General features: G+C 43.2%; 24 protein-coding genes. 8 read left to right on the forward strand and 16 right to left on the reverse strand.

Annotated elements, in window-relative coordinates; genetic code table 11:
- Both EWV60_RS05610 and EWV60_RS05615 read right to left on the reverse strand, forming a co-directional pair.
- Positions 1-612, reverse strand: a 612-nt coding sequence (locus tag EWV60_RS05610) for a transposase (RefSeq protein ID WP_287231496.1), incomplete at its 3' end; no start/stop codon positions are given.
- Positions 612-1,190 (reverse strand): IS607 family transposase, encoded by a 579-nt coding sequence (locus EWV60_RS05615; RefSeq protein WP_502705816.1) that lies wholly within the window; start codon positions 1,188-1,190, stop codon positions 612-614. The genes EWV60_RS05615 and EWV60_RS05610, both read right to left, overlap by 1 nt.
- Before the next feature lie 166 nt (positions 1,191-1,356).
- Between EWV60_RS05615 and EWV60_RS05620 the strand changes: the two genes are divergently transcribed.
- Positions 1,357-2,130: a hypothetical protein gene (locus EWV60_RS05620; RefSeq protein ID WP_287231500.1), complete on the forward strand. Its 774-nt coding sequence runs from the start codon at positions 1,357-1,359 to the stop codon at positions 2,128-2,130.
- A gap of 41 nt (positions 2,131-2,171) precedes the next feature.
- On the opposite strand, the gene EWV60_RS05625 is transcribed toward EWV60_RS05620, so the two are convergent.
- The 6 genes from EWV60_RS05625 to EWV60_RS05650 form a co-directional block, all read right to left on the reverse strand.
- Positions 2,172-2,591 carry a type II toxin-antitoxin system VapC family toxin gene (locus EWV60_RS05625; protein WP_287231502.1) on the reverse strand — a complete coding sequence of 140 codons (420 nt, stop codon included), beginning with the start codon at positions 2,589-2,591 and terminating at the stop codon, positions 2,172-2,174.
- Entirely contained in the window at positions 2,588-4,342 is a 1,755-nt protein-coding gene (locus EWV60_RS05630; protein WP_287231503.1) for a DNA methyltransferase, read from the reverse strand. Before EWV60_RS05630 ends, EWV60_RS05625 begins: the two co-directional genes overlap by 4 nt.
- Before the next feature lie 518 nt (positions 4,343-4,860).
- Positions 4,861-6,081, reverse strand: a complete 1,221-nt coding sequence (locus EWV60_RS05635) for an efflux RND transporter periplasmic adaptor subunit (RefSeq protein WP_287231505.1) — start codon at positions 6,079-6,081, stop codon at positions 4,861-4,863.
- Positions 6,082-6,124: 43 nt separating this feature from the next.
- A complete protein-coding gene (locus EWV60_RS05640) occupies positions 6,125-6,346 on the reverse strand; it encodes a DUF4327 family protein (protein WP_002749922.1) in 222 nt (73 codons plus the stop codon).
- A 168-nt stretch (positions 6,347-6,514) separates the two neighbouring features.
- Positions 6,515-7,402 carry an acetylglutamate kinase gene (gene argB / locus EWV60_RS05645; protein WP_002793687.1) on the reverse strand — a complete coding sequence of 296 codons (888 nt, stop codon included), beginning with the start codon at positions 7,400-7,402 and terminating at the stop codon, positions 6,515-6,517.
- A 79-nt stretch (positions 7,403-7,481) separates the two neighbouring features.
- Positions 7,482-8,705: a M20 family metallopeptidase gene (locus EWV60_RS05650; protein ID WP_287231520.1), complete on the reverse strand. Its 1,224-nt coding sequence runs from the start codon at positions 8,703-8,705 to the stop codon at positions 7,482-7,484.
- A gap of 635 nt (positions 8,706-9,340) precedes the next feature.
- On the opposite strand from EWV60_RS05650, the gene cpcB reads away from it, so the two are divergent.
- The 5 genes from cpcB to EWV60_RS05675 all read left to right on the forward strand — a co-directional run bounded on the left by cpcB (position 9,341) and on the right by EWV60_RS05675 (position 14,093).
- Positions 9,341-9,859 carry a C-phycocyanin subunit beta gene (cpcB, locus tag EWV60_RS05655; protein ID WP_002735500.1) on the forward strand — a complete coding sequence of 173 codons (519 nt, stop codon included), beginning with the start codon at positions 9,341-9,343 and terminating at the stop codon, positions 9,857-9,859.
- Positions 9,860-9,925: 66 nt separating this feature from the next.
- Entirely contained in the window at positions 9,926-10,414 is a 489-nt protein-coding gene (cpcA, locus tag EWV60_RS05660; RefSeq protein WP_002736555.1) for a C-phycocyanin subunit alpha, read from the forward strand.
- Between the two features lie 176 nt (positions 10,415-10,590).
- The gene (locus EWV60_RS05665) at positions 10,591-11,469 is read left to right on the forward strand and encodes a phycobilisome linker polypeptide (RefSeq protein ID WP_002736362.1); all 879 of its coding nucleotides are present in this window, start codon (positions 10,591-10,593) and stop codon (positions 11,467-11,469) included.
- Positions 11,470-11,606: 137 nt separating this feature from the next.
- A complete protein-coding gene (gene ribBA / locus EWV60_RS05670; protein WP_193978895.1) occupies positions 11,607-13,283 on the forward strand; it encodes a bifunctional 3,4-dihydroxy-2-butanone-4-phosphate synthase/GTP cyclohydrolase II in 1,677 nt (558 codons plus the stop codon).
- Between the two features lie 66 nt (positions 13,284-13,349).
- Positions 13,350-14,093 carry a Uma2 family endonuclease gene (locus EWV60_RS05675; protein ID WP_002775607.1) on the forward strand — a complete coding sequence of 248 codons (744 nt, stop codon included), beginning with the start codon at positions 13,350-13,352 and terminating at the stop codon, positions 14,091-14,093.
- Positions 14,094-14,235: 142 nt separating this feature from the next.
- Here EWV60_RS05675 and EWV60_RS05680 read toward each other — a convergent pair whose 3' ends face one another.
- The 8 genes from EWV60_RS05680 to EWV60_RS05715 all read right to left on the reverse strand — a co-directional run bounded on the left by EWV60_RS05680 (position 14,236) and on the right by EWV60_RS05715 (position 24,287).
- Complete coding sequence (locus EWV60_RS05680; protein WP_287231510.1) at positions 14,236-15,294, reverse strand: D-alanine--D-alanine ligase family protein; 1,059 nt, start codon at positions 15,292-15,294, stop codon at positions 14,236-14,238.
- Between the two features lie 232 nt (positions 15,295-15,526).
- A complete protein-coding gene (locus tag EWV60_RS05685) occupies positions 15,527-16,528 on the reverse strand; it encodes a hypothetical protein (RefSeq protein ID WP_287231512.1) in 1,002 nt (333 codons plus the stop codon).
- Between the two features lie 2 nt (positions 16,529-16,530).
- The gene (locus EWV60_RS23135; protein WP_069473808.1) at positions 16,531-17,133 is read right to left on the reverse strand and encodes a J domain-containing protein; all 603 of its coding nucleotides are present in this window, start codon (positions 17,131-17,133) and stop codon (positions 16,531-16,533) included.
- A gap of 506 nt (positions 17,134-17,639) precedes the next feature.
- Complete coding sequence (gene metH / locus EWV60_RS05695; protein WP_287231513.1) at positions 17,640-21,203, reverse strand: methionine synthase; 3,564 nt, start codon at positions 21,201-21,203, stop codon at positions 17,640-17,642.
- A gap of 138 nt (positions 21,204-21,341) precedes the next feature.
- A complete protein-coding gene (locus EWV60_RS05700) occupies positions 21,342-22,508 on the reverse strand; it encodes a SpoIID/LytB domain-containing protein (RefSeq protein WP_287231514.1) in 1,167 nt (388 codons plus the stop codon).
- Between the two features lie 219 nt (positions 22,509-22,727).
- Positions 22,728-23,360 carry a restriction endonuclease subunit R gene (locus EWV60_RS05705; RefSeq protein ID WP_069473811.1) on the reverse strand — a complete coding sequence of 211 codons (633 nt, stop codon included), beginning with the start codon at positions 23,358-23,360 and terminating at the stop codon, positions 22,728-22,730.
- A 236-nt stretch (positions 23,361-23,596) separates the two neighbouring features.
- The gene (locus EWV60_RS05710) at positions 23,597-23,959 is read right to left on the reverse strand and encodes a DUF5615 family PIN-like protein (RefSeq protein ID WP_002793699.1); all 363 of its coding nucleotides are present in this window, start codon (positions 23,957-23,959) and stop codon (positions 23,597-23,599) included.
- Positions 23,937-24,287: a DUF433 domain-containing protein gene (locus tag EWV60_RS05715; protein WP_002749951.1), complete on the reverse strand. Its 351-nt coding sequence runs from the start codon at positions 24,285-24,287 to the stop codon at positions 23,937-23,939. The genes EWV60_RS05710 and EWV60_RS05715 overlap by 23 nt, the downstream gene beginning before the upstream one ends.
- A 321-nt stretch (positions 24,288-24,608) precedes the next feature.
- Between EWV60_RS05715 and EWV60_RS05720 the strand changes: the two genes are divergently transcribed.
- Both EWV60_RS05720 and EWV60_RS05725 read left to right on the forward strand, forming a co-directional pair.
- Positions 24,609-24,917: a hypothetical protein gene (locus tag EWV60_RS05720; RefSeq protein ID WP_287231518.1), complete on the forward strand. Its 309-nt coding sequence runs from the start codon at positions 24,609-24,611 to the stop codon at positions 24,915-24,917.
- Complete coding sequence (locus EWV60_RS05725; RefSeq protein WP_004268952.1) at positions 24,918-25,268, forward strand: hypothetical protein; 351 nt, start codon at positions 24,918-24,920, stop codon at positions 25,266-25,268. It abuts the gene before it with no gap.
- Positions 25,269-25,547: the final 279 nt, after the last annotated feature.

Genomic DNA, 25,547 nt, shown 5'->3' on the forward strand with positions numbered 1-25,547 from the left:
GATAAAGTCCGGTTGATTTGAAGTTACAGCCATCAAATTATCTATGCCTAAATCTATCGCAGCTATTTTTTCATTAGGAGCTAAGAACTGTTCGGTTTTCTCATAAATTACCTCGATTATATAACAATCACATTTAGGGACTATTCTAACTTCTGCTATGCGCTCCGCTACTCTCGTCGGCAACGAAATTGAAGTACCTGATAGTTTGACTAACCCTTGCCTAAGACCTACTTTGCTTATAGCTTGAATCGTGTAAACTAAGAGATTTCTTCCTTTTTTTTGCTCCTTATAGCCAGGAATTTTGGGTTTTCCTAGAAATTTATCGGGGTGACTTTTAAACTCCGATGAAGCGGCAAAAAATGATTGCCAGTTCCGGTCTAATCCTCTTAAAACTTGTTGGGAAACTTTAGCGGGTAAAGCTTGATACTGTTCTGTCTTTTTCATGAGAGAGGCCATCTGATTATAGGTCAAATAGCCATGACCATAAATGAAGTTTTGTCGGATTAAATAATTGGCTGAGTTGTAGAGATTTTTAGACTGCCAAGATAAATTATCTATCTCAGCCCAAAATCGATGTCCTTTCTTGATAATGTGTCTTTCCGCTACTAACATTATTGTCCGTTGTCTTTTAACTCAGCTATAATCTTTTCTGTCTTTCTTTTCGACCTTCTTAATCCGTAAATTCGAGAACAAAAAGAGGTTATAATGGCTATTAAATCTGACATCAACTCATCCTGATTATCCTCACTTTGATTGACAACCTCCAGTTTTTTATCTAGTTCTTTTAACAAGATTTCTAGATAATTAGTCCCAAATCTGGCTAGACGCTCTTTGTGTTCAACAATTAAAACATTATAATTGGGGTCAACTAGAATTTTGGCTAATTGTTGGCGATTATCGTTTAATCCACTGCCTACTTCTTTGACAACTTTGTAGATTTTGTAGCCTCTGGCAACAGCATAATCTTTTAATCGGTCAGCTTGTCTATCTAGATTGTCTTTATTTTCGGCACTGGAAACTCTTGCATAAATGCAAGCTATCAAGTCGGGTTTTGAATGGTTGTCATCCGTTATGATAATTGTACCAGAAGGCAATTGATAACCTGTTAAATTCCCTTGTTTCCACCATCTCCAAGCCGTTCGATAACTTATTCCTGCTTTTTTTGCATAGTCTGATAGTTTCATGTCTATATATTACCACGCCTGACTATATCTGACTATATTTGTATTGAAACTTTACAATACCTTAGCTTACTGCCAAGAACTCTATCAACAGGGAGAGAAAATGGAGAAATGGGCGGATTGAGAATTACAGTATGTAGAGCGGAGTGGAAAAATCGGAGGGAAGATGCGAACAATGGATAGGTTAATGACCGGGGAGTACCGACGACTATCTCAGAAAACGGCAATTTGGGTGGCAACTTTGTGGGGATGCCTCTGTCCAGGATTAGCGATCGCCGGAGTTCCCAATGGAACTTGGCTTTCTCAACCTCAAATTCGGTTTTATTCCTCCACTAATACCCTCGGCCAGGTCATGAAAGACATCCAAAGCCAAAACTATAAGGTGGTCTTCCTGGATTTTCGGGGGGTGTCCGATGAGGTACAGAGGCGGGTGACTTGGGAGGCGCGAGAGTACAAGTTAATGCCGGTGGTCTGGGTTCAGTCGCCCCAGTATCGTTCCCTGACCGTCGCCGGACTGATCCACGAGGCTCGCCATGGCGATGGGATTCAGGTCGATGACCATTTTTTTGCCCATTATTCGGAGGAGGAGTTCCAGTCTCTAGATTTTCAGTACCAGAAACCGATTTTTTGCAGCATTCAGCCATTTCAGGCGGATTTAGTCAAGCGCGGTCGGTGCAATCAGCTTGACGTTCAATGTTATGCCACCCAAAATTTTCAGAACTGTATCGCCCTGGCCCAAAGACTCGGTGCGGTGGTGAGTTTGTCGGAGCGAGATACTTTTAGATATAGAGAGCAACTGGGATCGCGGCCTTTCAACGTTTTTTTATGGCCTTTCAACTATTTTCCGCCCACAACAAAAAATCTCTTTCATGCGGTGATTACCTTTCTGGGGGAGCATTATGGGGTGGGAAAGGTGACGGCTAAGATTATTCACCCTAGACCTTTTTAGCTGAAATGATTTATCGAGTATTTGCACAGAACAATTACAGATTAGATAAACCAATTTTCAATCATTAAACCCTTAAAATCTTTAAAATCATCAACATTATTGGTAACTAAACTCAAATTGTTTGTAAAAGCAATAGACGCTATTTGACCATCAACAAAAGCAGGACTTTTACCGACTTTAGACAGCCTTGACCTTTCCCGTGCGTGATATTGGGCTGATTTTAAGTCATAATCGAATAAAGGTAGATTGGCTAAAATAACGTTATTTACATAATCCTCTAAGTCTTGGCGTTTTTTAGACAGAGGAAGTCGAAAACAACCAAATAATAGCTCATAGATAACCAGAGTAGCTGTGGCTATTTCCCGTTTAGATAATCTTAGCTTCGTCATAACCTTCTGATTCGGGTGAGGTCGTTTAGCCTCTGACAAAATATTAGTATCTAGCAAATATTTGAGAGTCATAAACGAACATCTCTCCCCGTTGAATTGTCGCGCAAATTATCAAAAGTATCATCATCAAGACTTACCAAATCTACTCTTTGCCTAAAATCTTGCAAGGTTGACCAAAAATCATTAACCTCAAAGGGTATATCTAAACTCATTTGTTGTCCTTGGGTTTCCCTTTGTTTTTCGGCAGTTTTCAGGACTTCAAAGGTGAGGATAACATCGAGACGTTTTTTCTGTTCAAGGATTTCTTGTACTGTCACAATCTCAATTTTATCGACACTTTGACTCCTATAGGGACTGCGATAAATTCCCGCAGATTTGGCTGTTTGAACCATATCTTTGCTGGGGGGTTTCAAGGTGATAAATATACCCAGGGCTGCCCCTTGTAGTGTCATAGTTCCCTGTAGATCTCTGATGTCTCCCGATTTGACATTACCGGATTTTACTTGAAAAATAATTTTCTCCCGGTTGTCTTTATCTCCCTGAAAATAGGCAATAGCATCGATTCCTTTATCTGCCCCTTTTTTGTCATTAATCACGGCCCGGTTATTACTATAGGTTAAAACCGCCCATTTCTCAAATTCTTTGCGGGTACGATCATCCGGTTTAGTGGCTAATGCTTTGGCTGATTCTATATCTTTGGGAATACCATTCAGTTCAATTTTATCTAAAACATTTTTACCAAAGGAGTCCTCTAATCGCTTTAACATTAAGCTAATACTCTGATAGGTTATATCAATTCCAATCCAGTTTCTCTCTAATCTCTCCGCTACAGCGATAGTCGTTCCACACCCACAATAGGCATCTAAAATTATGTCTCCTTTATTACTACTTGCTTTGATTATTCTTTCTAACAATGCCTCCGGTTTTTGTGTGGGATATCCTAATCTTTCAGATGCTTGTGAGTTAATTGGAGGAATATCATTCCATAAATTTGTCAGTGGTACTCCAGGCATTTCTTCTAAATACTGCTTTAATCTAGGAGTACCATTTCTTGTGTAATATAATTTATTTTGTTCTTCGTATTTCTGCATTGTTTCTATAGGGCATCTCCACAGCTTTTTAATTCCTTTCCAATCATAGTTATAACCACCACCTGACAGTCCACCAGCAGTCAAATCTCTATCTAAAAATCTTCCTTTGCCATCTTGATGCTTATAATATTTTTTCAGATATTCTTCTGAATATGGCTTAAATTGTTGATTAAACATCAAAATTCGCTTGGAATATAAAAAAATAACATCAGTGGTATTAGCAAAAGTCTTGGAATCTGAATGAGCAGATGTTCTTTCCCAAGTAATTTCAGCAATATAATCACCCCCCTGAGAGCAAAAAATAGTATCTAAAACTATTTTTAAATAATGACTAGCAGTAGGATCGCAGTGGAGATAAAAGCTACCGGTAGATTTTAAAACTCGATGGATTTCCACGATCCTCAGAGTCATACTCACCAGATAAGCGAGAAGACTACCTTTACCTAAAACTTTGGTTAAACCGTCAATTAAATCAATAGTCTGACTGGTAAATTTACCTTGATAGTTGCTTTGAATTTCTTCTAAAGCTTCGTTAGCGTGATTATCCCATGTCCAGGTATCTACAAACGCTTGTGCTTGTGCTTGATCTTCCTTGCCTAAGTTGTTATAAATTTGGTTGTAATTGCGTTTAGAATTAAAGGGTGGATCGATATAACAAAGATCGATCGATTCATCTTTGATATATTTCCGCAGCACTTCTAGGTTATCACCGTAGTATAATTTATTGACCATAGAGATTAAGGGGATTGACTGCATTCTCAATTGTATTATTATTCCCCCTTAAAGAGGACGAATGCAATCGCTCCCGACAATAATATTATTGTGGGGGCGCATCGTGGTCAGTGAGTTGATCGAACTGTGTGCGCTCAAAATTTAATTTTCTTAAGTCCATCTTGCCTGAAAATGAGGGGGTCGCAGGCAGGCACGGATTCCCATTATATAAATAAGTATATGTCAAGTGCTGGGATTTTGTCAAGAGGAATTAAGTAGCTGGTTATAATTAAATTAAAAATGGATTTTAGGTTTGATCCCCCCTTAGTCCCCCCTTGATAAGAGGGGTTTGATCCCCCATTAGTCCCCCCTTGATAAGGGGGGTTTGATCCCCCCTTAGTCCCCCCTTGATAAGGGGGGTTTGATCCCCCCTTAGTCCCCCCTTGATAAGAGGGGTTTGATCCCCCCTTAGTCCCCCCTTGATAAGGGGGGTAATCTGACAGTTTTTAATACCTAACTACTTAGCAATCCCCAACTAATCAAGGATTACTCAGGATACTGACCCGGACTTTTTCGCCATTTTGCAAAGGTTTACTACTATTAACGACGAAACGCTCCCCCGGTTCAAGTCCGGTGATAATTTCTACTTGACCGTCGAGCGCTTGACCGAGACGAACGGGACGTTTTTGCACTTGTGAGTTAGACTCGGAAAGGACAAAAATGGCTGGGGATTCCCCCTGACTGACAATTGCTGTTTCGGGGACAATCACCTGCGCGGCAGAATTATTATTAAACCGCACCCGGGCCAATAATCCCCCTTTAATTAAACCATCCCCATTGGGTAGAGTAATCTCCACGGGAATCCGCCGGGCCGTGCCTTGGCTGAGGGGAAAAATCCTGTTGATGCGACCGGAAAAATTTCTCTCACCGAAAGCATCAAGGCTGACATTAACCGTTTGTCCTAAATTAATTGTTTTTAAATCCAATTCTGATAATAATACTACTACCTTGACCTGTTGAAAATCACCAATTTTGAGGACTTCATCGCCGATACTGACTAAATCCCCCGGCTCTTTTAGTTTTTCTATAACTATCCCCGTCGCCGGTGATTTAAGAATAGCGTAGGCCTGACGTTGTTGTTCCTGAGCGATGACCGATTTTTGGGCGGCAATTCTGCCGATAATTGCCGCCACTACCTGTTCCTCGACTTTAATTCTCGATCTCGCGCTATTAACGGCTTTTAAAGCTACTGCAGCTGTAGTTTGGGCTGTTTCACCCTGTTGTAGGGGAATCGCCCCTTCTAGGGCTAATTTTTGCAGGCGCTCGCCATCATTTTTGGCCTGTTGGTATTGTAGTTGTAGGCGCTCCACTTCAATTTCAGCGTTACTGACTTCAATTCTCGCCCGGGCTAATTCCGCTTCTAGGGCCGACAGGGCGGATTTTTCTTGCCGGACAACGGTGGCAAGGAGACGATCATCAACATGAGCGAGGATTTGTCCTAATTGCACCTCATCTCCCACATCGACGACGAGATTAAGTAACTGACCGGTGGCTTGCGATCGCAGAGAAACTACTTTTAAAGGTCGGGTAGTTCCCGTGTAATCGAGATTGCGTCCGATGGTTGCTGGTTTAGCGGTGGTGACGTTGACGGTAGTAGTACGGGCCGCTGGTGGCGGTGGTTGGGTTTCGGTCCTGGGAGAACAACTCGCGCTTAAGGATAAGATAACCAGAGCGGAAAGGATAATCGGAGTCGATCCCATGGCGATAATCTTGCTAGAAAGCTGCTTTTGAGTCGATGGTCGCTTATTCCTCGTCCCAAGCTTCTACCGCTACCACTTCGCTGAGAGGGTCTTGCATGGAGAAACCGAAATCGAGCAGCTCTTGCTTCCAGTATCCCCACTCATCTCCGTATAAAAGAGCCAGTTTCCAGATACTATCGCTAGGTTTGACTACTTTTGCATCTATCCACTTGCTAGCCTTGCGTTGAAACTTCACCATCGGGTGAGCTACAGCTTGTTTGGTCATAAATTCAATTGCTATGAATACTTCGGATTTTGCGCTTCCCGACTAAACTAACTCAAGACTAAGACTTTTGCCATTACAAAGGAGCGAGAAGCGCGTTTATTAACTTACTTTTACACCATATCTGTGGTTTTAGGCAAGTCTTTTTAACCAAAAGTACGGTAATTACTACTATAGATTAGTATAACCGGAGGCCACAATCATGGAACCGATGCCTCGATCGGTGAAAATTTCCAGTAAAAGGGCGTGGGGAAGACGACCATCGATAATATGAGCGGCCTGAACTCCCTGAGCCAGCGATCGCACACAGCAGCCAACTTTGGGAATCATCCCGCCGGCAACGATACCTTTTTGAATCAACTCCCGGGCTTGTTGGATATCTAATTTAGCCAATAAAGTGGAAGGATCCTTGTAATTCTCTAAAATTCCGGCTGTATCGGTCATCAAAATCAGTTTAGCCGCCCCTAAAGCCGCCGCTATTTCTCCGGCTACCGTATCGGCATTGATATTATGAGCTTGGCCGGTTTCATCGGCGGCCACACTAGAAATCACGGGAATATAGCCACTATTGACCAAGGATTCGACGACGCTAGTATCGACACTGCTCACTTCTCCCACAAAACCAATGCCCTCTTTACCCACGGGACGAGCAGTGATCAGATTACCATCCTTACCGCATAATCCTACCGCTTTACCGCCGGCTTGATTGATCAGGGCCACAATTTCTTTATTGACGCGCCCCACCAGCACCATTTCTACCACATCCATGGTGGCGGCATCGGTGACGCGTAAACCGTCTTTAAATTGGGGTTCAATGCCTAATCTATCCAGCCAACTATTGATTTCAGGACCGCCACCGTGGACAATCACGGGACGAACCCCTACACAGGAGAGAAAAACGATATCTCGCATGACCGTGTCTTTGATATCGCTGTTATTCATGGCCGCACCACCGTATTTAACCACTACAGTACGACCGCGAAATTCTTGTATATAGGGTAGGGCTTCGCTGAGGATTTTCACCCGTTGGGCATCGTTTTCCTGGATATTATTATTCATGCGTTTTTTTACCTGTCTGATTCAGTGACCAGTTTAGCGGTTTCGGGTTTGACAAAAACTGTTCACCTTGAACGGATTGCTAGAAAGTCTTAGAACTACAGAATTTTTCGACACAACGGACAAAAATCTCGACTCCCATCGCTAACACCGATTCATCAAAATCAAAACGGGGATGATGGTGGGGATAGGCTAATCCTAATTCGGGATTGGCGGATCCCAAGAAGAAATAACAGCCCGGTACTTCCTGTAAAAAGAAGGACATATCTTCCCCTCCCATGGTTTGACATTCGGGAACGATTCCGGCTGGGGTTTCCACCACTTGTGCGGCGATGGAGCGCACTAATTCCGCCATCCGATCATGATTGATTACCGGGGGATACAATTGCCAGTAATCGAATTGATAACTGGCCCCGTGACTTTGACAGATGCCCGCGATAATTTCTTCCATCCGTTGTCGGAAATAGCCCCCTAACTGGGGATTGAAATAGCGCACCGTCCCACTGAGATTAGCACTATCGGCGATCACGTTTCTAGCGCTTCCCGCCGCTAATTGACCCACAGTCACCACGGCGGCATCGAGGGGGTTAAGGTTGCGGGCGACGATGGTTTGCAAGGCGTTGACGATTTGGGCCGCCACCAGTAGTGAATCGACGGTTTGATGGGGAATTGCTCCGTGGCCTCCCCGGCCTTGAATCTGGAGATCGAAACATTCCACCGCCGCCATTAAGGCCCCATTTTTTACGCCCACTCTCCCTAAAGGCAGATTATTCCAGAGATGCAGCCCGATAATTCCCTCCACGTCGGGATTTTTCAGCACTCCCGCTTCGATCATCGGTTTCGCCCCCCCCGGCCCCTCTTCGGCGGGTTGGAAAATAATTTTTACTATCCCCTTGACATCGTGACGGTTTTGTGCTAGGTAAACTGCTGTACCGAGGGCGATCGCTGTGTGACCATCGTGACCACAGGCGTGCATTTGGCCCGGATGTTGGGAACGATAGGGGACTTGGTTTTCTTCGGCGATCGGTAGTGCATCCATATCAGCCCGCAGGGCTAAAACTGGCCCCGGTTGACTGCCTGCGATGGTGGCGACAATTCCGGTGCCGGCGATACCAGTTTGATGGTCAATTCCGTATTTAGTCAGGGTTTGACTGATTAAGGAGGCGGTGAGATGTTCTTGAAAGCCTAGTTCTGGTTTTTGGTGTATTTGTCGGCGCCAGTGGACTAATTGCGGCTGTAGAGAACGAATAGCAAGGCGAATTTGAGGGCAATTTAAGCTATTGGGGACAGGAAAGGAGGAAATCATCGGGTTCGGACGGCTAGTTTTTTTGATCACTGGTTTCTAGTTTAACTTCAGGAGCCACAGGAGGCAGGAGGCAGGAGACAGGAGACAGGAGACAGCTTTGTTCTCCCCACACCCCACACCCCACTCCCCACACCCTTCTTTACAAAACTTCATCGTAATTTGAGCGCCGGAAAGGGCAATCCTTGGGCAATAGGGGAAGGGAAAGCGGGGAAATATTAAAAAAAACTTAAAATTTTTATCTTGCTGCCCTTTATACCCTTAAAGCCTTGCTGTCTCTGATTTCCTGACGGTGAGAGGCTTTGAGCCATGTCAGGAATTGATGACCAACTCGATCGAGTCATTGTTAAGTGACCGTTACAAAAAGACAGCAAAAAACTTAATAATATGTAACAAACAAAGTTTCGACAGCAGTGTATAAATTTAACTTGAGGGGCCAAGATAACAGACAAAAGTTAAGCTGGATACTTGTTTAACCTCCTTAGGTGATTTATGAGAGAGCAGTGAAGTTTTTTCAGGTTTCTTAAAGTAAATCGCAACAATCACGGTCAAGGCTCGTCCAGACTCACCGTGAAATCCCTTAAGAGGGAAAATTTTAATTGCAAGCAAATCCCATTTAAATTTAGGAGATTGTCACAATGTTTGACGCATTCACCCGGGTAGTATCCCAAGCTGATGCTCGTGGCGAATATTTAAGCTCTTCGCAACTAGACGCTCTCAGCGCCATGGTTGCCGACAGCAACAAACGGATGGACTCTGTTAACCGGATCACCAGTAACGCTTCCACCATCGTTGCCAACGCCGCTCGTAGCCTGTTCGCTGAACAGCCCCAACTGATCACCCCCGGTGGTAATGCCTACACCAGCCGTCGTATGGCCGCTTGCTTACGCGACATGGAAATCATCTTGCGCTATGTTACCTACGCTACCTTCTCTGGCGACGGCAGTGTTCTCGATGATCGTTGCTTAAATGGTCTGCGCGAAACCTATGTAGCTTTGGGAGTACCAGGAGCTTCCGTAGCTGCTGGCGTAAGCAAAATGAAAGAAGCTGCTTTATCCATTGCTAACGATCGCAACGGTATCACCCCCGGCGATTGCAGTGCTTTAATGTCTGAAATTGCCAGCTACTTCGACCGCGCCGCCGCTGCTGTCGCCTAGTCCCTGGGGCTAGTCTCAATTAAACCGTAGGAAACTTATTGCAAGATTATTGGGAGATACCAAAAAATGAAAACCCCCCTTACCGAAGCCGTAGCAGCCGCTGATTCTCAAGGTCGTTTCTTAAGCAGCACCGAAATCCAAACTGCTTTCGGTCGTTTTCGTCAAGCTTCTGCTGGCCTCAGCGCCGCTAAAGTGTTGACCGAAAAAGCCAATTCTTTGATCTCTGGCGCTGCTCAAGCTGTGTACAACAAGTACCCCTACACCACCCAAATGCAAGGGGCTAACTTTGCGGCGGACCAACGCGGTAAAGAAAAATGCGCTCGTGACATCGGTTACTACCTCCGCATGGTGACCTACTGCTTAGTTGCTGGTGGAACCGGTCCGATGGACGAGTACCTCATCGCTGGTATCGACGAAATCAACCGCACCTTCGACCTGTCTCCTAGCTGGTACATCGAAGCTCTCAAATACATCAAAGCCAACCATGGTTTAAGTGGCGACCCTGCGGTAGAAGCCAACTCCTATATCGACTACGCTATCAACGCTCTCAGCTAGTCCAATCGAAAAAACTGCTGGTCTGGAAAGACAGGAGGTTGTTAGCAAAAGGGTTAGCAATCACCTGTTCTTCCAGACCTTGTTATATCCATCGTCAAGGCGGCCAGGTAATCGAACTGATCCTCCCCTAGTTTTGAGGGGTCAGAAAATGATCATTTTTTTGTAGGAGAACTTTAGTGGCAATTACTACCTCAGCTTCCCGTTTAGGGACAACCGCTTTTAGCGAGGTTGCTCCCGTGGAATTACGTCCCGATTGGTCCCGTGACGACGCACAGGCGGTTATTCGCGCCGTCTATCGTCAGGTGCTAGGCAATGACTATATCATGCGTTCCGAGCGCCTTACCAGTGCCGAATCCTTACTCTGCAACGGTTCGATCACCGTGCGGGAATTCGTCCGCGCCGTGGCCAAATCGGAACTGTATAAGAACAAATTCTTCTACGGTAACTTCCAAACCCGCGTCATCGAACTTAATATCAAACATCTTTTAGGTCGCGCTCCCTACGATGAGTCGGAAGTGGTCTATCACCTCGATCTCTACGAAAACAAAGGATTCGAGGCCGATATCGACTCCTACATCGATTCCGCCGAATATACCGAAAACTTCGGCGATAGTATTGTTCCCTACTATCGTGGTTTTGCCAGCCAACCCGGTCAAAAAACCGTGGGATTTACCCGGATGTTCCAACTCTATCGCGGTTATGCCAACAGCGATCGCTCTCAGATTGCCGGCAAAACCTCCCGTTTAGCGGTGGAATTAGCTCAAAACGGTGCTTCGGCAGTAGTCGGTCCCTCCGGTGGCAGCGATGGTTGGGCCTATCGTCCCTCTGCTCAACGCAACACCCCCAGTAAAGCTCTGGGTGGTAGTGTGGCCTATGGTGATGTGGGTAAGCTCTATCGCGTGGAAATTGCCGCTATTAGCAAACCGGGTTATCCCCGTGTCCGTCGCAGTAGCAAAGCGATTATCGTCCCCTTTGAACAGTTAAATAACACCCTGCAACAGATCAACCGTCTCGGTGGCAAAGTTGCCAGCATCACCCCCGCTAGTTTGAACTAATTTTCTAGCTTAAGATAACTAAAAGTCTCCCGGGCAGCCGTCAGGTTCACCGGGAGACTTCTTTCTAGGGAACTGACAGAAATTGAACCTCAGCAGATCGAGCAAACCTGTAGAATGAAAATAGTTCTATCGTTTTAATGCCTGTGACTGTCACTTCGATCGCTTTTGACTCTATCGATACTGCCTTAGCGGAAATCAAAGCCGGACGGGCTATTGTAGTAGTTGATGATGAGAATCGCGAAAATGAAGGAGATCTAATCTGTGCGGCCCAATTTGCCACCCCCGATCTGATTAACTTCATGGCAGTGCAAGCTCGCGGTTTAATCTGTCTGGCAATGACGGGAGAGCGTCTTGATGCTCTCGAATTACCCTTGATGGTGACAAAAAACACCGATAGCAATCAAACCGCTTTTACTGTTAGCATCGATGCTGCTCCCCACTTAGGGGTTAAAACTGGCATTTCGGCGGAAGATCGGGCGAAAACCGTACAAGTTGCCATTAATCCAGTCACTCGTCCCGACGATCTCACCCGTCCCGGTCATGTCTTCCCGATTCGTGCTAAAGCCGGTGGAGTCTTAAAACGCGCCGGTCATACGGAGGCAGCCGTGGATCTAGCTCGATTAGCCGGGTTGTATCCGGCGGGAGTTATCTGTGAGATCCAAAATCCCGACGGTTCCATGGCCCGTTTACCGCAACTATTTGAATACGCTCGTCAACATAATTTAAAGTTAATCAGCATTGCCGATCTGATCAGTTATCGCTTAAAACACGATCGCTTTGTCCATCGGGAAACAGTCTGTGATTTTCCCAGTCAATTCGGCACTTTTCAGCTTTATGCCTACCGAAATTTATTAGATCAAACCGAACATATCGCTATTGTGAAAGGCGATCCCGCTCTCTTTGATGATCAACCTGTAATGGTACGAATGCACTCAGAATGCCTGACTGGGGATGCTTTGGGATCCTTGCGTTGCGATTGTCGGCAACAGTTACAAAGTGCCTTAAAAATGATTGAAAACAACGGTTTAGGGGTGGTGGTTTACCTGCGACAGGAAGGCCGGGGAATTGGTTTAATTAATAAGCTAAAAGCCTATTCTTTACAGGATATAGGATTAGATACGGTGGAAGCCAACGAAAGGTTAGGATTTCCCGCCGATTTGCGCGATTACGGCATGGGAGCGCAAATGCTTAACGATTTGGGGGTGAGAAATATTCGTTTAATTACCAATAATCCGCGTAAAATTGCCGGATTAAAAGGCTATGGTTTGGAAATAGTCGAGCGAGTACCTTTGCTGATCGAGGCTAATGATTATAATTCCAATTATTTGGCCACAAAAGCGGAAAAGTTAGGGCATCTATTCCTACAAACCTATCTAGTCACCATCGCTCTCAGTTGGGGGGAAAATCCGCCGTCAATTTCGCAAAGATATCATCAATTGGAGAAATTACGGCAGTTAAGTCGCGCTAATCAATTATCTCTCCAAGAAGAAACCCGACCGGTAGCCAATGCCCTTTTTGATCGCGCCCCTTTGATCGTACATTTAGGTTTAGATATTCGTCAGGGTGTTAGCAGTAATTGGTATAAAAATCCTTCCCATCCTTATCTTCTGGTTATTGACAAGATATTAAATGACATTAAAGATTGGTCGGAAATTGAACGCTTAGAATTTTTAATTTCCGACGGAGACGATTCGATGACGGGATTACAAATGAAACTCGATCGTCAAAAAATGTCCGATGAAGATTTCTCACAATTACCACAATTAGCTACCCAAATTATCTACAGTTTTACTCGTGAGTCAGCAAAAAATTAGTTTTCTATGAGCAGAAAAGAGCGTAACAGTTATAATTAAACAAAGCTAGTGTAACGGGGAAAACCTATGACAACTCTCGACATTTTACCGGAAGTTACCTGTCCCCCCACCGATTTATGGAGTGATGAACCACCCTTGGAAAGTGATCTACATCTACAACAAATTACAATTCTGATCGGTTGTTTAGAAAGGTTATGGCAACAAAGAACTAATTACTACGCTTCGGGTAATCTTACCATCTACTATAACGAAGAACAACTAAAAAAACGTGATTTTTGTGGGCCTGATTTTTTTGTGGTTTTAGATACAGAAAAACGTCCCCGCAAAAGTTGGGTGGTTTGGGGAGAAGGGGGTAAATATCCCAATGTGATCGTGGAAATTCTCTCCCCATCCACTGCTAATATTGATCGCAATAAAAAGAAAAATCTCTATCAAAATACCTTTCGGACTCCTAACTATTTCTGGTTTGATCCTGAAAGTTTAGAACTGCAAGGATTTAGATTAATTGCGGGACAATATCAGGCTATTGCTGCTAATGAAAACGGCTATTTATGGAGTGAACAATTAGAACTATATTTAGGCATATTTGACCGTAAACTGCGTTATTTTACCGTCGATGGTCAATTGGTTCCCACTCCCCAAGAAGCTGAATTAGAGCAAAGACAAGCAAAGGAACAGATTTTTTTAGAAAAGGAACAGGAACGAAAGGCAAAAGAACAGGCTATTTTAGAAAAAGAACAAGCTATCTTGGAAAGGGAAAGATTAGCCCAAAAATTACGAGAATTGGGCATTGATCCCGAAACTATCTGATTGATCAATATCTCTAAGTAGTTAGGTGTTAAAAATTGTCAGTTTCCCCCCTTATTAAGGGGGGATCAAGGGGGGATCAAAGACAAAATTTATCTTCTATTTAATAGGTAATTCCTATCCTAGAAATGTTGGTGATTTAACCTTATTTTTCCTGTCTTTCTAAGGCTAATTTTACTAACTTATCGACCAATTTATCAAACTCTAAACCGGTGGCTTTCCAGAGTTGGGGATACATACTAAAATTAGTAAACCCTGGCAGAGTATTAATTTCATTGAGAAACACTTCCCCAGTCTTTTCCACATAGAAAAAATCCACCCGCGACAATCCCGCAGCATCCACAGCTTTAAATGCTTCTACAGCCATTTCTCGCACTTGATTAGCAATTTTATCAGGAATATTAGCGGGAATCACCATACTCGATCGCCCATCAGTATATTTAGTTTCATAGTCATAAAAATCACTATCAAAAGTAATTTCTCCCACCAAAGAAGCTTGGGGATTATCATTACCTAAAACCGCACATTCGATCTCCCTTGCGGTTACTCCTGCTTCAACAATAATCCGTCGATCATAACTAGCAGCACTATCTAAAGCAGCCTCTAATTCTTGCCGGTTGCGTGCTTTACTAATACCCACCGAAGAACCTAAATTAGCCGGTTTAATAAAACAAGGATAACCTATTTCCTCGGCGATTTGATCGCACAATTGCGGAAAAACACAGGCATTTGACCACACTTGCGAGCGGGTTATGGCCTTATACTTAACTTGGGGTAATCCAGCGGCTGCAAAAGCAGTTTTCATGGCAATTTTATCCATTCCTAGGCATGAACCCAGTACCCCACTACCCACAAAAGCAACCCGCATGAGAGTGAGTAATCCTTGTAAAGTGCCGTCTTCTCCATTCGGTCCGTGGAGAATTGGAAACCAGACCTCAATTTCGCTCACTTCTGGAGGAAATTGCCAGATATTGACTTTTATATCACTCTCAATAGCTAGGGGTTGCCCAGAGGTTAAAATTTGTCTAGCAGTTGCTGCCGAATGCCAACAGCCATTTTTATCGATATAGAAGGGGATAACGGCGTATTTGTCAAGATTTTCGGGGTAATTAAAAGCTTGCAGGATCGATCGAGCCGAATTGATAGATACCTCGTGTTCTCCCGATCGACCACCAAACAACAATCCTACCTTGATCTTATCCATATTATCCTCTCTAGACCCAGCTAGATCCTAAATTAGAGTTCAACTATCATATATACTATGGGCGGAGTTGACAATAGTTGCCAATGATTTAGATGCGGCTGTTCCTCGTGAGATAGGAGTTTTGGCAAAACCTCAAGATAAATTAATTATCGCTCATGATGAAATTTGGTCGTTCTTTCCCTAAAAAAATGGATAATCACTTTGGAGCTATTCACCCCCCGAAATTGAGTGATTATTTAGCTAATTTTTCCAGTTTTTTCTTATTTTTCTGAAGTTTTAAGGCTAAATTACCATGATGTTCGGGATAGTAAACGTGCAAGAATTCGATAAAATCCTCGATGGTACAAGGTTGATGAAATCCCCCTAAGTTACCGTGGAATTCTTGGTGAATTTCTTCTTTAATAGTCACCAAATTCAGATCTAATGTCGCTAGATGGGGATATTTCTGGGCAGAGTAAAGATGATGGACAGCGAGATTAAATTTATTATTTCTATCCGGTTTTTGTCCTGTCACCTGACAAGTGTTTTTATCTCTAGTTTTAGCTCGTTTTTTAGCCTTTTCAATCTCGATTTTTTGTTTGGTATCGTCATCTAGATGTTCCTGAATTTCTTTAAAGGCAAGAGGAAACTCCATTGCAATCATTTTACACATTTCTTGGCGCGATTTATTCGTCAAAGTTTCACTCATGGATTTAGAAATCATCACTATTCCACTTTCAGAGAACCAAAACTCTCTTTTTTCATCTTCGTAAAAATCTACTCCTAATTCTAGAGGTTTATCAGTTCTTTGCTGAAGATGATTCACGGTTTTATTTAGCTTGGTTCCATTAGTTTTTAAAATTCGCCGCAAACTCTGTTTATGAATCATAGGCCGTCCTTTATAAACTTGAATTTCGCCGGAGTCAGTGAGTTCAGCAAAAATTAATTTTCGTGCTAAGGAGCGACGAATTTTTTGATCGTGCTTAGTAAAAAATTCTCTAAATCTGTATATAATTCCTCGCTTTTCATTCTTCTCGATATAGGAAGCAATTTTTAAAGCACCTTCAAAAGAAAACACTCTAACTTTATCTTTTTTGTTGACAAATTGATAATCAACACCTTCAACTAAATCCCAATCATCATTAGGATCAGCATCAAAAATATCAACAATTTTTTCTAGTTTTTCAAGAGTAATAGAAAACCATTGAGCTAATTCGGTATCCCGGATCAGGAAGGTATTTGCTTTCTGAGGCATGATTATTTTATCTCCGTGGTGATAGATTTATACATCACAGTCAAACGATCAAAGATGTGAGAGTTTCCTGTTTCTTGGTTATCGGGATGATAGATCTTAGAAAGACGATAATAGGCATTTTTAATGTCTTCCTTGCTGGCAGTATTTGGATCAAGATCGAAAACACGATAGGGACGAAAATATTTAAAAATATTGATACCGTTGATACAATCTTTCCCCTGTTCGTAATCTTCTTCAGGAAGAATACCGATATATTTCCTGTAGATAACCTCCCAACTTTCTCGCTGAGATAAATTGATGTTATCAAAGGCTCTAGTAGCCATTTGAAACATACTCGATTTTTTTAATTCTGTGGTATTGCTAACCTCAAAATAGGCATAAACTGCCTGTTTAAGTTGCGTTAGAGTTAAAGGTTTAACTTTTGAGCTTGTGGTGGTGGTGGCTGTAGTTTTTGATTTAGTTAACGATGGTTTAGGAGACTTTTTACGGTGGTTTTTGATGACAAAATCGGCAAAATCTTCGAGAATACGACTTTCGATCGAGTATTGCTCACAGATATGACTAATCTGCTCTAAAATGAGCGAGTTAAGAGGATTAGTGGTCATAATTTCCCTAAGAAGCTGCAAAAAATCTAGCCTTTCTTATCAAGATGAAGTGTAGGCTAATTTGGTATGAACGACCGACGACTGACTCCCGAAAACTTCCTATCCTAAATTAATACCACAGCAGTGGCCACTTTGTCATGTGGTTAATAATCAAAAAAATTGCTGGCATATTATAGATCTAAGTCGATAATTGCAATGAAAACTCAAATCTGATTACTGATAAGTAGGTAGGCGTTAAAAGTTGTCAGACACCCCCCTTATCAAGGGGGGCAGGGGGGATCGGCACCCCCCTTATCAAGGGGGGCAGGGGGGATCAAAACCCCCCTTATCAAGGGGGGCAGGGGGGATCGACACCCCCCTTATCAAGGGGGGCAGGGGGGATCAAAACCCCCCTTATCAAGGGGGGCAGGGGGGATCAAAACCCCCCTTATCAAGGGGGGCAGGGGGGATCGAACCTAAAATCCATTTTAAATTTAATTATAACCAGCTACTTAACTGATCACTGATTAGGTACTAAAGTATTTAGCGGTGGGGTGATAGGTAATAATGGCGGTGGTGGATTGTTCTGGGTACAATTGTTCGCTTTCGTCCATATACATCCCAATGCGATCGCATCCTAACAGATCTAGTTGCTTGTATTGGTCCTGAATATTGGGACAAGCGGGATAGCCGAAACTATAGCGAGAACCCTGGTAACGCTGTTGTAGTATATCGCGGATATTATCGGGATCGAACTCTGCGAAACCTAACTCGCGACGGATGCGGGTGTGGGTCCATTCGGCCATGGCTTCGGCGGTTTGGACAGCCATGCCGTGATAATAGAGGTATTCCGTATATTCGTTGGCATCAAAGAGAGATTTAGCGTATTCCGTGGCGATTTCCCCCACCGTCACCGCTTGCATCGGGAAAACATCGATAATACCGGATTCCTGCGGGGCGAAAAAGTCAGCAATACAGAGACGACGACCGGATTTCTGGCGAGGAAACTCAAAAATGGCGATCGGTTGCAGATTTTCGGGTTTTTCGCCTGCTTGTATCGATTCGGGATCGTAAATTAACAGGGAATTACCAGAGGATTGACAGGGAAAATAACCATAAATTAATGTGGGGTTTAGTAAATTTTCCTTGACAATTTTCTCTTTCCATGCTGTCAGAATTGGATGAACTTTTTCCTGTAAAAACTGGTCGTATTCTGGCTTTGATTGGCTTTTGGGTTTGCGGAATTGCCATTGACCGACAAATAAAGCTTGTAGGTCCAAATACCAGAAAACCTCCTCGATGGGAATTTCTGCTGCTGTTAATATTTTAGTACCCCAGAAGGGCGGTGTTGGTCGGGGAATATCAACTGCCACCGCTTCGGAACGACGGGTATCAATAACTAATTCTTGGTTGACGCTGCCATCGGTAAAAATAGTATCGGGATTAACCTTTAATTCTTCGGCAACAACCGGGGTTTTTTCTGCCTCGGCAAACTTACCTAAAAAGCCTTTACTATCATCCCATTGACCCCCAGCTTTAGCGGGCATTAATTTATCCATAAAATGCAGGTCAGAGAAGGCATCTTTACCATAGATAACCTGTCCCTTGTAGGTTTTTTGGCAGTCATCATGGACAAATTTGGGAGTTAAAGCCGCCCCGCCAAGGATAACAGGAACGGTGATTCCTTTTTCATTAAAAACCTCTAGATTTTCCTTCATAAAAGCCGTCGATTTCACCAATAAACCGCTCATGGCGATACAATCGGCCTTATGTTCTTTGTAGGCTTCGATGATATTTTCTACGGGTTGTTTAATGCCCAAATTAATCACCCTATAGCCGTTATTGGTCAAGATAATATCAACTAAGTTTTTACCAATATCGTGAACATCCCCTTTAACCGTTGCGATAATAAAAGTCCCTTTGGCATTATTATCCCCCTCTTTTTTCTCCATAAAGGGTTCTAAAAAGGCAACGGCAGCTTTCATAGTTTGGGCAGATTGGAGAACAAAAGGTAACTGCATTTGTCCCGAACCAAATAACTCACCCACTACCTTCATCCCATCCAGGAGGAAAATATTAATAATATCTAGGGGTGGATAGTCCTGTAAAGCTTGCTTTAAAGCGTCTTCCAGTCCCAATCTTTCCCCATCAATAATATGCTGTTTTAAGCGTTCCTCCACGGGTAAATTAGCATTACTAGAGGGGTCTTTTTTAGTAGTTTTCCCCGCAAATAATTCGGTTAATTTGGTCAGGGGATCATAAACACATATATCGCCATCAAAACGACGATTATCATAGATTAAATCCCGACAAATTTGCTGATATTCTGGTTCAATTTTTGCCAGAGGAAGAATCTTATTGGCGCTGACGATTGCCCCATCCATCCCCACCTGCATCGCTTCGTTGAGGAAGACGGAATTTAATACCTGACGCGCTGCCGGATTCAACCCAAAAGAGATATTAGACACACCTAAAAGAATATGACATTCGGGCAGTTCTTGGCGAATTCGGCCCATTGCTTCGATAGTAGCCTTGCCATTTTCTCGGTCTTCTTCGATACCAGTAGAAATCGGTAAAGCTAGAGGATCAAAAAAGATTTCGTAGGGAGGAATTCCGTATTCTATCGCCGCATAATAGGCCCGTTTAGCTATCTGGAATTTTTTCTCGGCAGTGCGTCCCATTCCTTCTTCATCAATGGTTCCAATTACTACCCCCGCGCCGTATTTTTTCGCTAAATCCAAGACTTGATAAAAACGCGATTCCCCGTCTTCGTAGTTAGTAGAGTTGAGGATACATTTACCCCCCGCTACTTTTAACCCCGCTTCCATTTTTTCCCATTCGGTGGAATCTAACATTAAAGGTAGGGTGACATTATTAACTAAACGAGAGGCTAATTGGTGCATATCGCGCACCCCATCCCGGCCCACATAATCGACGTTGACATCGAGAATATGCGCTCCTTCTTTTACCTGAGCTTTCGCCATCGATACTAAACTATCCCAGTCTTCAACATTGAGCAGTTCCCGACATTTTTTAGAACCACTGGCGTTTAATTTTTCCCCGACAATCAGGAAAGAATTATCTTGAATATAGGGTTGGGTACTGTAGATAGAAGCGGCGGAGGGTTCATAATGATAATGACGAGATTTCGGAGTTAAACCCTGACTTAGTTCCGCTAAAGCTTGAATATGGTCGGGACGAGTACCACAACAACCGCCGATAATTTGTACTCCCAAATCTTCAATAAAGTGCATTAAAGCCATTTTTAATTCTACGGGAGTGAGGCGATAATGCGCTTGACCGCCGACATTTTCTGGTAACCCAGCGTTAGGAATACAAGAAACAATAAAAGGGGAATTTTCCGAGAGATATTTAATATGGGGTTTCATTAAATCTGGACCAGTGGCGCAGTTAAGTCCCAAAATATCAATTTTATAGGGTTGTAAAATAGAGACAACGGCGTTAATTTCCGTTCCTACTAACATCGTTCCCATGGTTTCCATCGTCACCGAAACCATTAGGGGCAATCGTTGACCTTTTTTCTGAAATACTTCTTCAATAGCATTTAAAGCCGCTTTAATTTGCAGGACATCCTGACAGGTTTCTACTAATAATAAATCTGCTCCGCCATCATACAGACCCTCTACCTGTTCCACATAGGCATTTTTGAGCGTATCAAAGTCAATATGACCCAAAGTGGGCAGTTTTGTCCCCGGCCCCATGGAACCCGCCACAAAGCGGGGTTTTTCGGGGGTAGAGTATTTATTCGCGCAAGCTTTGGCCAGTTCGGCGGCGCTTTTGTTGAGATAATAGGCTTGATCGGCTAAATCATACTCGGCTAAAACTATCGAGGTTCCCCCGAAGGTGTCAGTTTCAATCACATCCGCACCCACGGCTAAAAAGGCTTCGTGGACTTTCGCTACAGCGCTGGGTTTAGTATGGACAAGATACTCGTTACAACCTTCATATTCTGCCCCACCAAAGTCCTCGGCCGTCAGATTTTGGCTTTGTAGGGAAGTTCCCATCGCTCCATCAAAGACGAGGACGGGATGCTTGGGACCGTTGAGGTAGTCAAGAAAGGGGCTATTCATAGAGAGATTTACTGCTATAGCATTTTGAAAGTTTATTGTAATACAGTTACTAGAAATCTGCTATGGTCGGCATTTCAGTTATCAGTGATCAGTTATCAGTGATCAGATTTGAGTTTTCAGTCGAGAAAGCCAATCAATCTAATTTTGTAGCACTAGACGGGCTAAACCAACTCCGGGATAATAATTACCGAGAATTTGTTGATAATCTAGGCCTTTTTCCGCTAATTTATAAGCCCCAGTTTGACTCATACCGCGACCACCGTGGGCCCAAGCGACAATTTCATCGGTGGCGGCATAAAGAGACTCGACTACACCCCCTTTATAGCTGAGAATCTGCCCAGCAGTGGCATTAACCGCCTGGTGAGTCGATTGATACTCCGAGCGAATGCCTTTATATACCTGCCAGCGTTGGCTATTACCCAGATGAAACCAAGCATTAGCGGGGCGGATCATGTGTACTAGGGCGTAGGAACGGGCGGCGATCGCCTGTGCCTTTAAAGCGTGCATTGGCGCGGTGGAGTGCATTTCACTCCCCACCACACTATAGAGATAGGCCTCTAAATTAACATGATTGACCACTAACAAGCGATCGCCTTGGGCAACCAGCAGCACTTTACCCCGATACCAACCATCATCCACATAAACTAAACCATCGGCACTGGTGGGCTGCACAAAAATCACCTCTGGCAGCGATAAATCGCCCATTTTTAAGCCATTGGCACCTGGTGTGACCGGTAAACCCTCGTTAGTGGCAATCGTTTTTAAACCACGACCTTGGCGATCGGTGATCACCGCCGGCCCGTTAACTCCAATCAAAACACTGGCCACATCCCTTTTAATCGCCACGCGAATTTCTATGGCCGGCGGCGTATAATTAGCGGGAACCGCTAAGGGTTGTCTAGTTACCGGTTTGGCAGAAGCAGCGGGGGAAGTATTAGGGGAAGTATTAGGGGAAGTTTGAACCGATGGTGCTAATTTTTTCGGTGCCAAGGGGGAAGACTGAGGAGAGGGTGCTGATTTTGGAATCGCAGAAGATTGGGGAGAGGGGGATAGTTTCGGCGATGGCGCGGTTAAGGGTGCGATCGGAGATGGGATAATAGGAGCAGGGGAGGCAGCAGTCTCTAGATTTGCCTGGGGTTGCGGGGTTTCTGGTTTTTCCTTGGCTAAATAAGTTAAGAGAATTGGCGTAAAAGTGGCGATCGACAACAAAGGAACGGCACAATGGCGCAGCAGGGAAAAATAGGTACTAGCAGCAAATTTCACTTTAATCACACCATCTTTAATTTTCTTATCTAACTTTACCATTCCCCTCTCAGGCCGGGCAATTCTAGACAAAAACTCTCGTATTCTTGAGCTTGTCAGGACAAATAAGGCTGAAATAGTCAAGAAAAGCCGAAAAAATTCTTAACCACCCATCCTTAGATTAGCCGAATCTCCTCTAATCCCGGCTCTTCTAGGTTCTGTGTGATCAGCTTAACTTACCATAGAAGCGATCGATCTTTGTGTCCTTTGTGTCTCTGTGGTTCATTCCACCCCCTCGCTAGACTGACAGAGATGTTTAAGGATTTTGAGAACCTCGTATAAATCCCCCGGATTTCTCATGGCAAATAAACGAGAGGTTCCGTATAAAGGTTTACCGTCCCATAATAATTTAACAAATAAAAACTCGGAACCATTGGTCAACATTCCATAATTAGGACGGTTTGGATGAGGATTGACCATTAAATAAGCTAATAATTGCGGTAAACCTACTTCAACGGAATAAATCACCCGTTTTGATTCAATAATCATTACCCATAATTGCTCTTTTAGAATTAAAGTATCTAACCTTCCTTTAATTATTAAATCTTGATCTTCTGTAATAATTTCAACAGACTCTTCCGCTTTAATCTGAAAGGGAAATAGACAAAAGTTACCAATAAATAATAATGAATCTAAAACCGTCATCCTCACCGAAGTTTCTAAAAAGGGAGGATAATTTAATAAGTTTAAATAACCTGTTTTGATTTTATCTAACAATTCTTTTTCTTGTTCAGAGATTGCTTCTAGGTCTTGCTGCCATTCCCCAAAAAAATGCTTATCTTCTATAAACTGTAGTTGAAAATGATTAATTAAATTTCTAAGAGTGACTTCTTTCGCTTGTAAAATTTGAACCATATTTACCTCCTTAATTAAGATTTACGTTAACTGAATTGATAGCCGCAAACACGCACCCTGCGCCCAAACAATCCCTACGCCCAAAACCCATCCTAACCCTCCAGCAAACCCCGCACCTCCTCAATCCCAATCCTCAAAATATCAGTCACAGCAACGAAAATATCCTCATCAAACCGGGTTCGTAGCGATCGTGAATTGGGATTCTTAGTTATTTTAATAAGATTATTTCAATTTGATCAGGTTAACGGTAAATGAATAATTTGGTTTTCATATTCATTGTCAAAAGAGCCTTTAGCAATTACAATTAATTCTAACAAATTATCACCAACACTTAAATCTTGATTGAGAATAAAAATTCCAGGAACATGACGATTTTGCCTGAAGTGAGCTATTAAATGAACGGGCATAGAGGCACGATTATTTGTCACTAAAATAAAACCCATTACCTCACACCAAATCAAAATTTCTGGATCTAATGTACCTAATTTTGGTGTATCTGGTTCACCAACTACTCGAATAATGATTTCTGGTTCTCGGCGACGCAATTGTTGAGGATACACCGAATTAACATTTTCATCAATTAAATATTTCAGTGTCATTAGCTTTCTGCTTGGCTGTTATTTCAGCTTTCAATTTTCTCAGTCGTTCAACCACAGGCGGAGGATTTTTTCGCTGTTCTTCTCGCATTTTTCGCCCCCATTCTAGCCAGTCGGCGATATATTGGCTCACTTTTTCTTTTTCATGAAGATAATAAAGAATCGTCGCATATACCTGTTCGAGGGTTAAAGATGGATAAGTATTAGCAATTTCTTCGGGAGTTTTGGCTTGGTAAATGAAATCGTGTAAAATGGTTTCAATACCGACGCGGGTTCCTTTTAGCCGAATATCGTTAGGAGCAAGAAAATTAAAATAGTCTTCGAGTTGCATGAGTTACCCTAATTGAAGATTCAAACTTAACTTTATTTTTTAAGTAAAATTGTTATCTTAATTATACTTGATCATTACCAGATAGTGTGATCGCATTGGATTCTTAATTATTGACCTCTCCCCTGAACCCTATCCTACAAGGAAAGGGGAGAGAATTTAGCGAAGAGAGCTTCGACTACAAACTGGGTTTGTTGTCAAGGCTCTCGCCCGAACAAGTTTAACCTGTTTTCTTTAGATAGTGAGAAGCTAAATGGACATAACCCCATTGCCCAAATTGGGTAACTTATCTAGAATAAGTATATGAAGAGAGGAGGAGACGTGATGGAGTATCAGAATTTTTCGCTCATTAAAGAAGATATTCAGGCTGACGATCGAGGACGGATTAGCCTTGGGACTGAATGTAGCAACCGTCACTATCGAATACTGATGAATGCAAGCGGGGAACTTCTTTTGGTTCCCATGGTGGCGATTCCAGAGGGAGAACTATGGGCTTTTCAGAATCCTAGTGTCCGCGAGTCGCTCAAACGGGGACTCGCAGAAGCCCGCACGGGAGATTTCGCTGAAGAAACAGTCGATTTAGACGCTATGCTTGAGTTTGCTGAATCTATTCCTGAAGAAGTCGAGGAGTAATTGAATTTCTCTTTACGACAGACACAGGAAGCTCGAAATACTCTATCTGAATTGCGAGCAGAAGCGGAACAGGCTCAAAAGACTCGCCTAGCTCAAGGTAGGACAAAAGCATCGAAACAAGAGGGTCTCTACAAACAGGTAACAAAAGCCCTAAAGCTCCTCAGTACAAACCCAAGACATCCGGGACTAAAAACCCACGAATTTAATTCCCTCGACAACCCTTATGATGCAACACAGAAGGTTTTTGAAGCCTACGCCCAACAGAATACACCGGGAGCCTATCGAATTTTCTGGTGCTATGGACCTCATTCGGGGGAAATCACCATTCTCGCTATTACACCTCATCCGTAGATCACAACATTGTAGGGGCGAAGCATTCGGGCAATAACCTATCGCTGAAACCGTAGATTTCCTATCCGAATGCTTCGCCCTTACTTTTTCAGCAAGCCCGAAATAGTTAGCGCTGAAGCGCAACAACAAACTAGGTTCGTTATTCCCCCCTTATCAAGGGGGCTATCCATTAGTCAGATCTTTCTTAACAAAAAGAGAAGAAACTTAAAAAAAGGGGAAACGATTGATAGGTATAGTTTTGAAAGAAGGAATTAAGGTGGAGGTAAGCAAAAAAATGGA

Source organism: Microcystis sp. Msp_OC_L_20101000_S702 (assembly GCF_007095705.1).
GTDB classification, from domain to species: domain Bacteria; phylum Cyanobacteriota; class Cyanobacteriia; order Cyanobacteriales; family Microcystaceae; genus Microcystis; species Microcystis ichthyoblabe_A.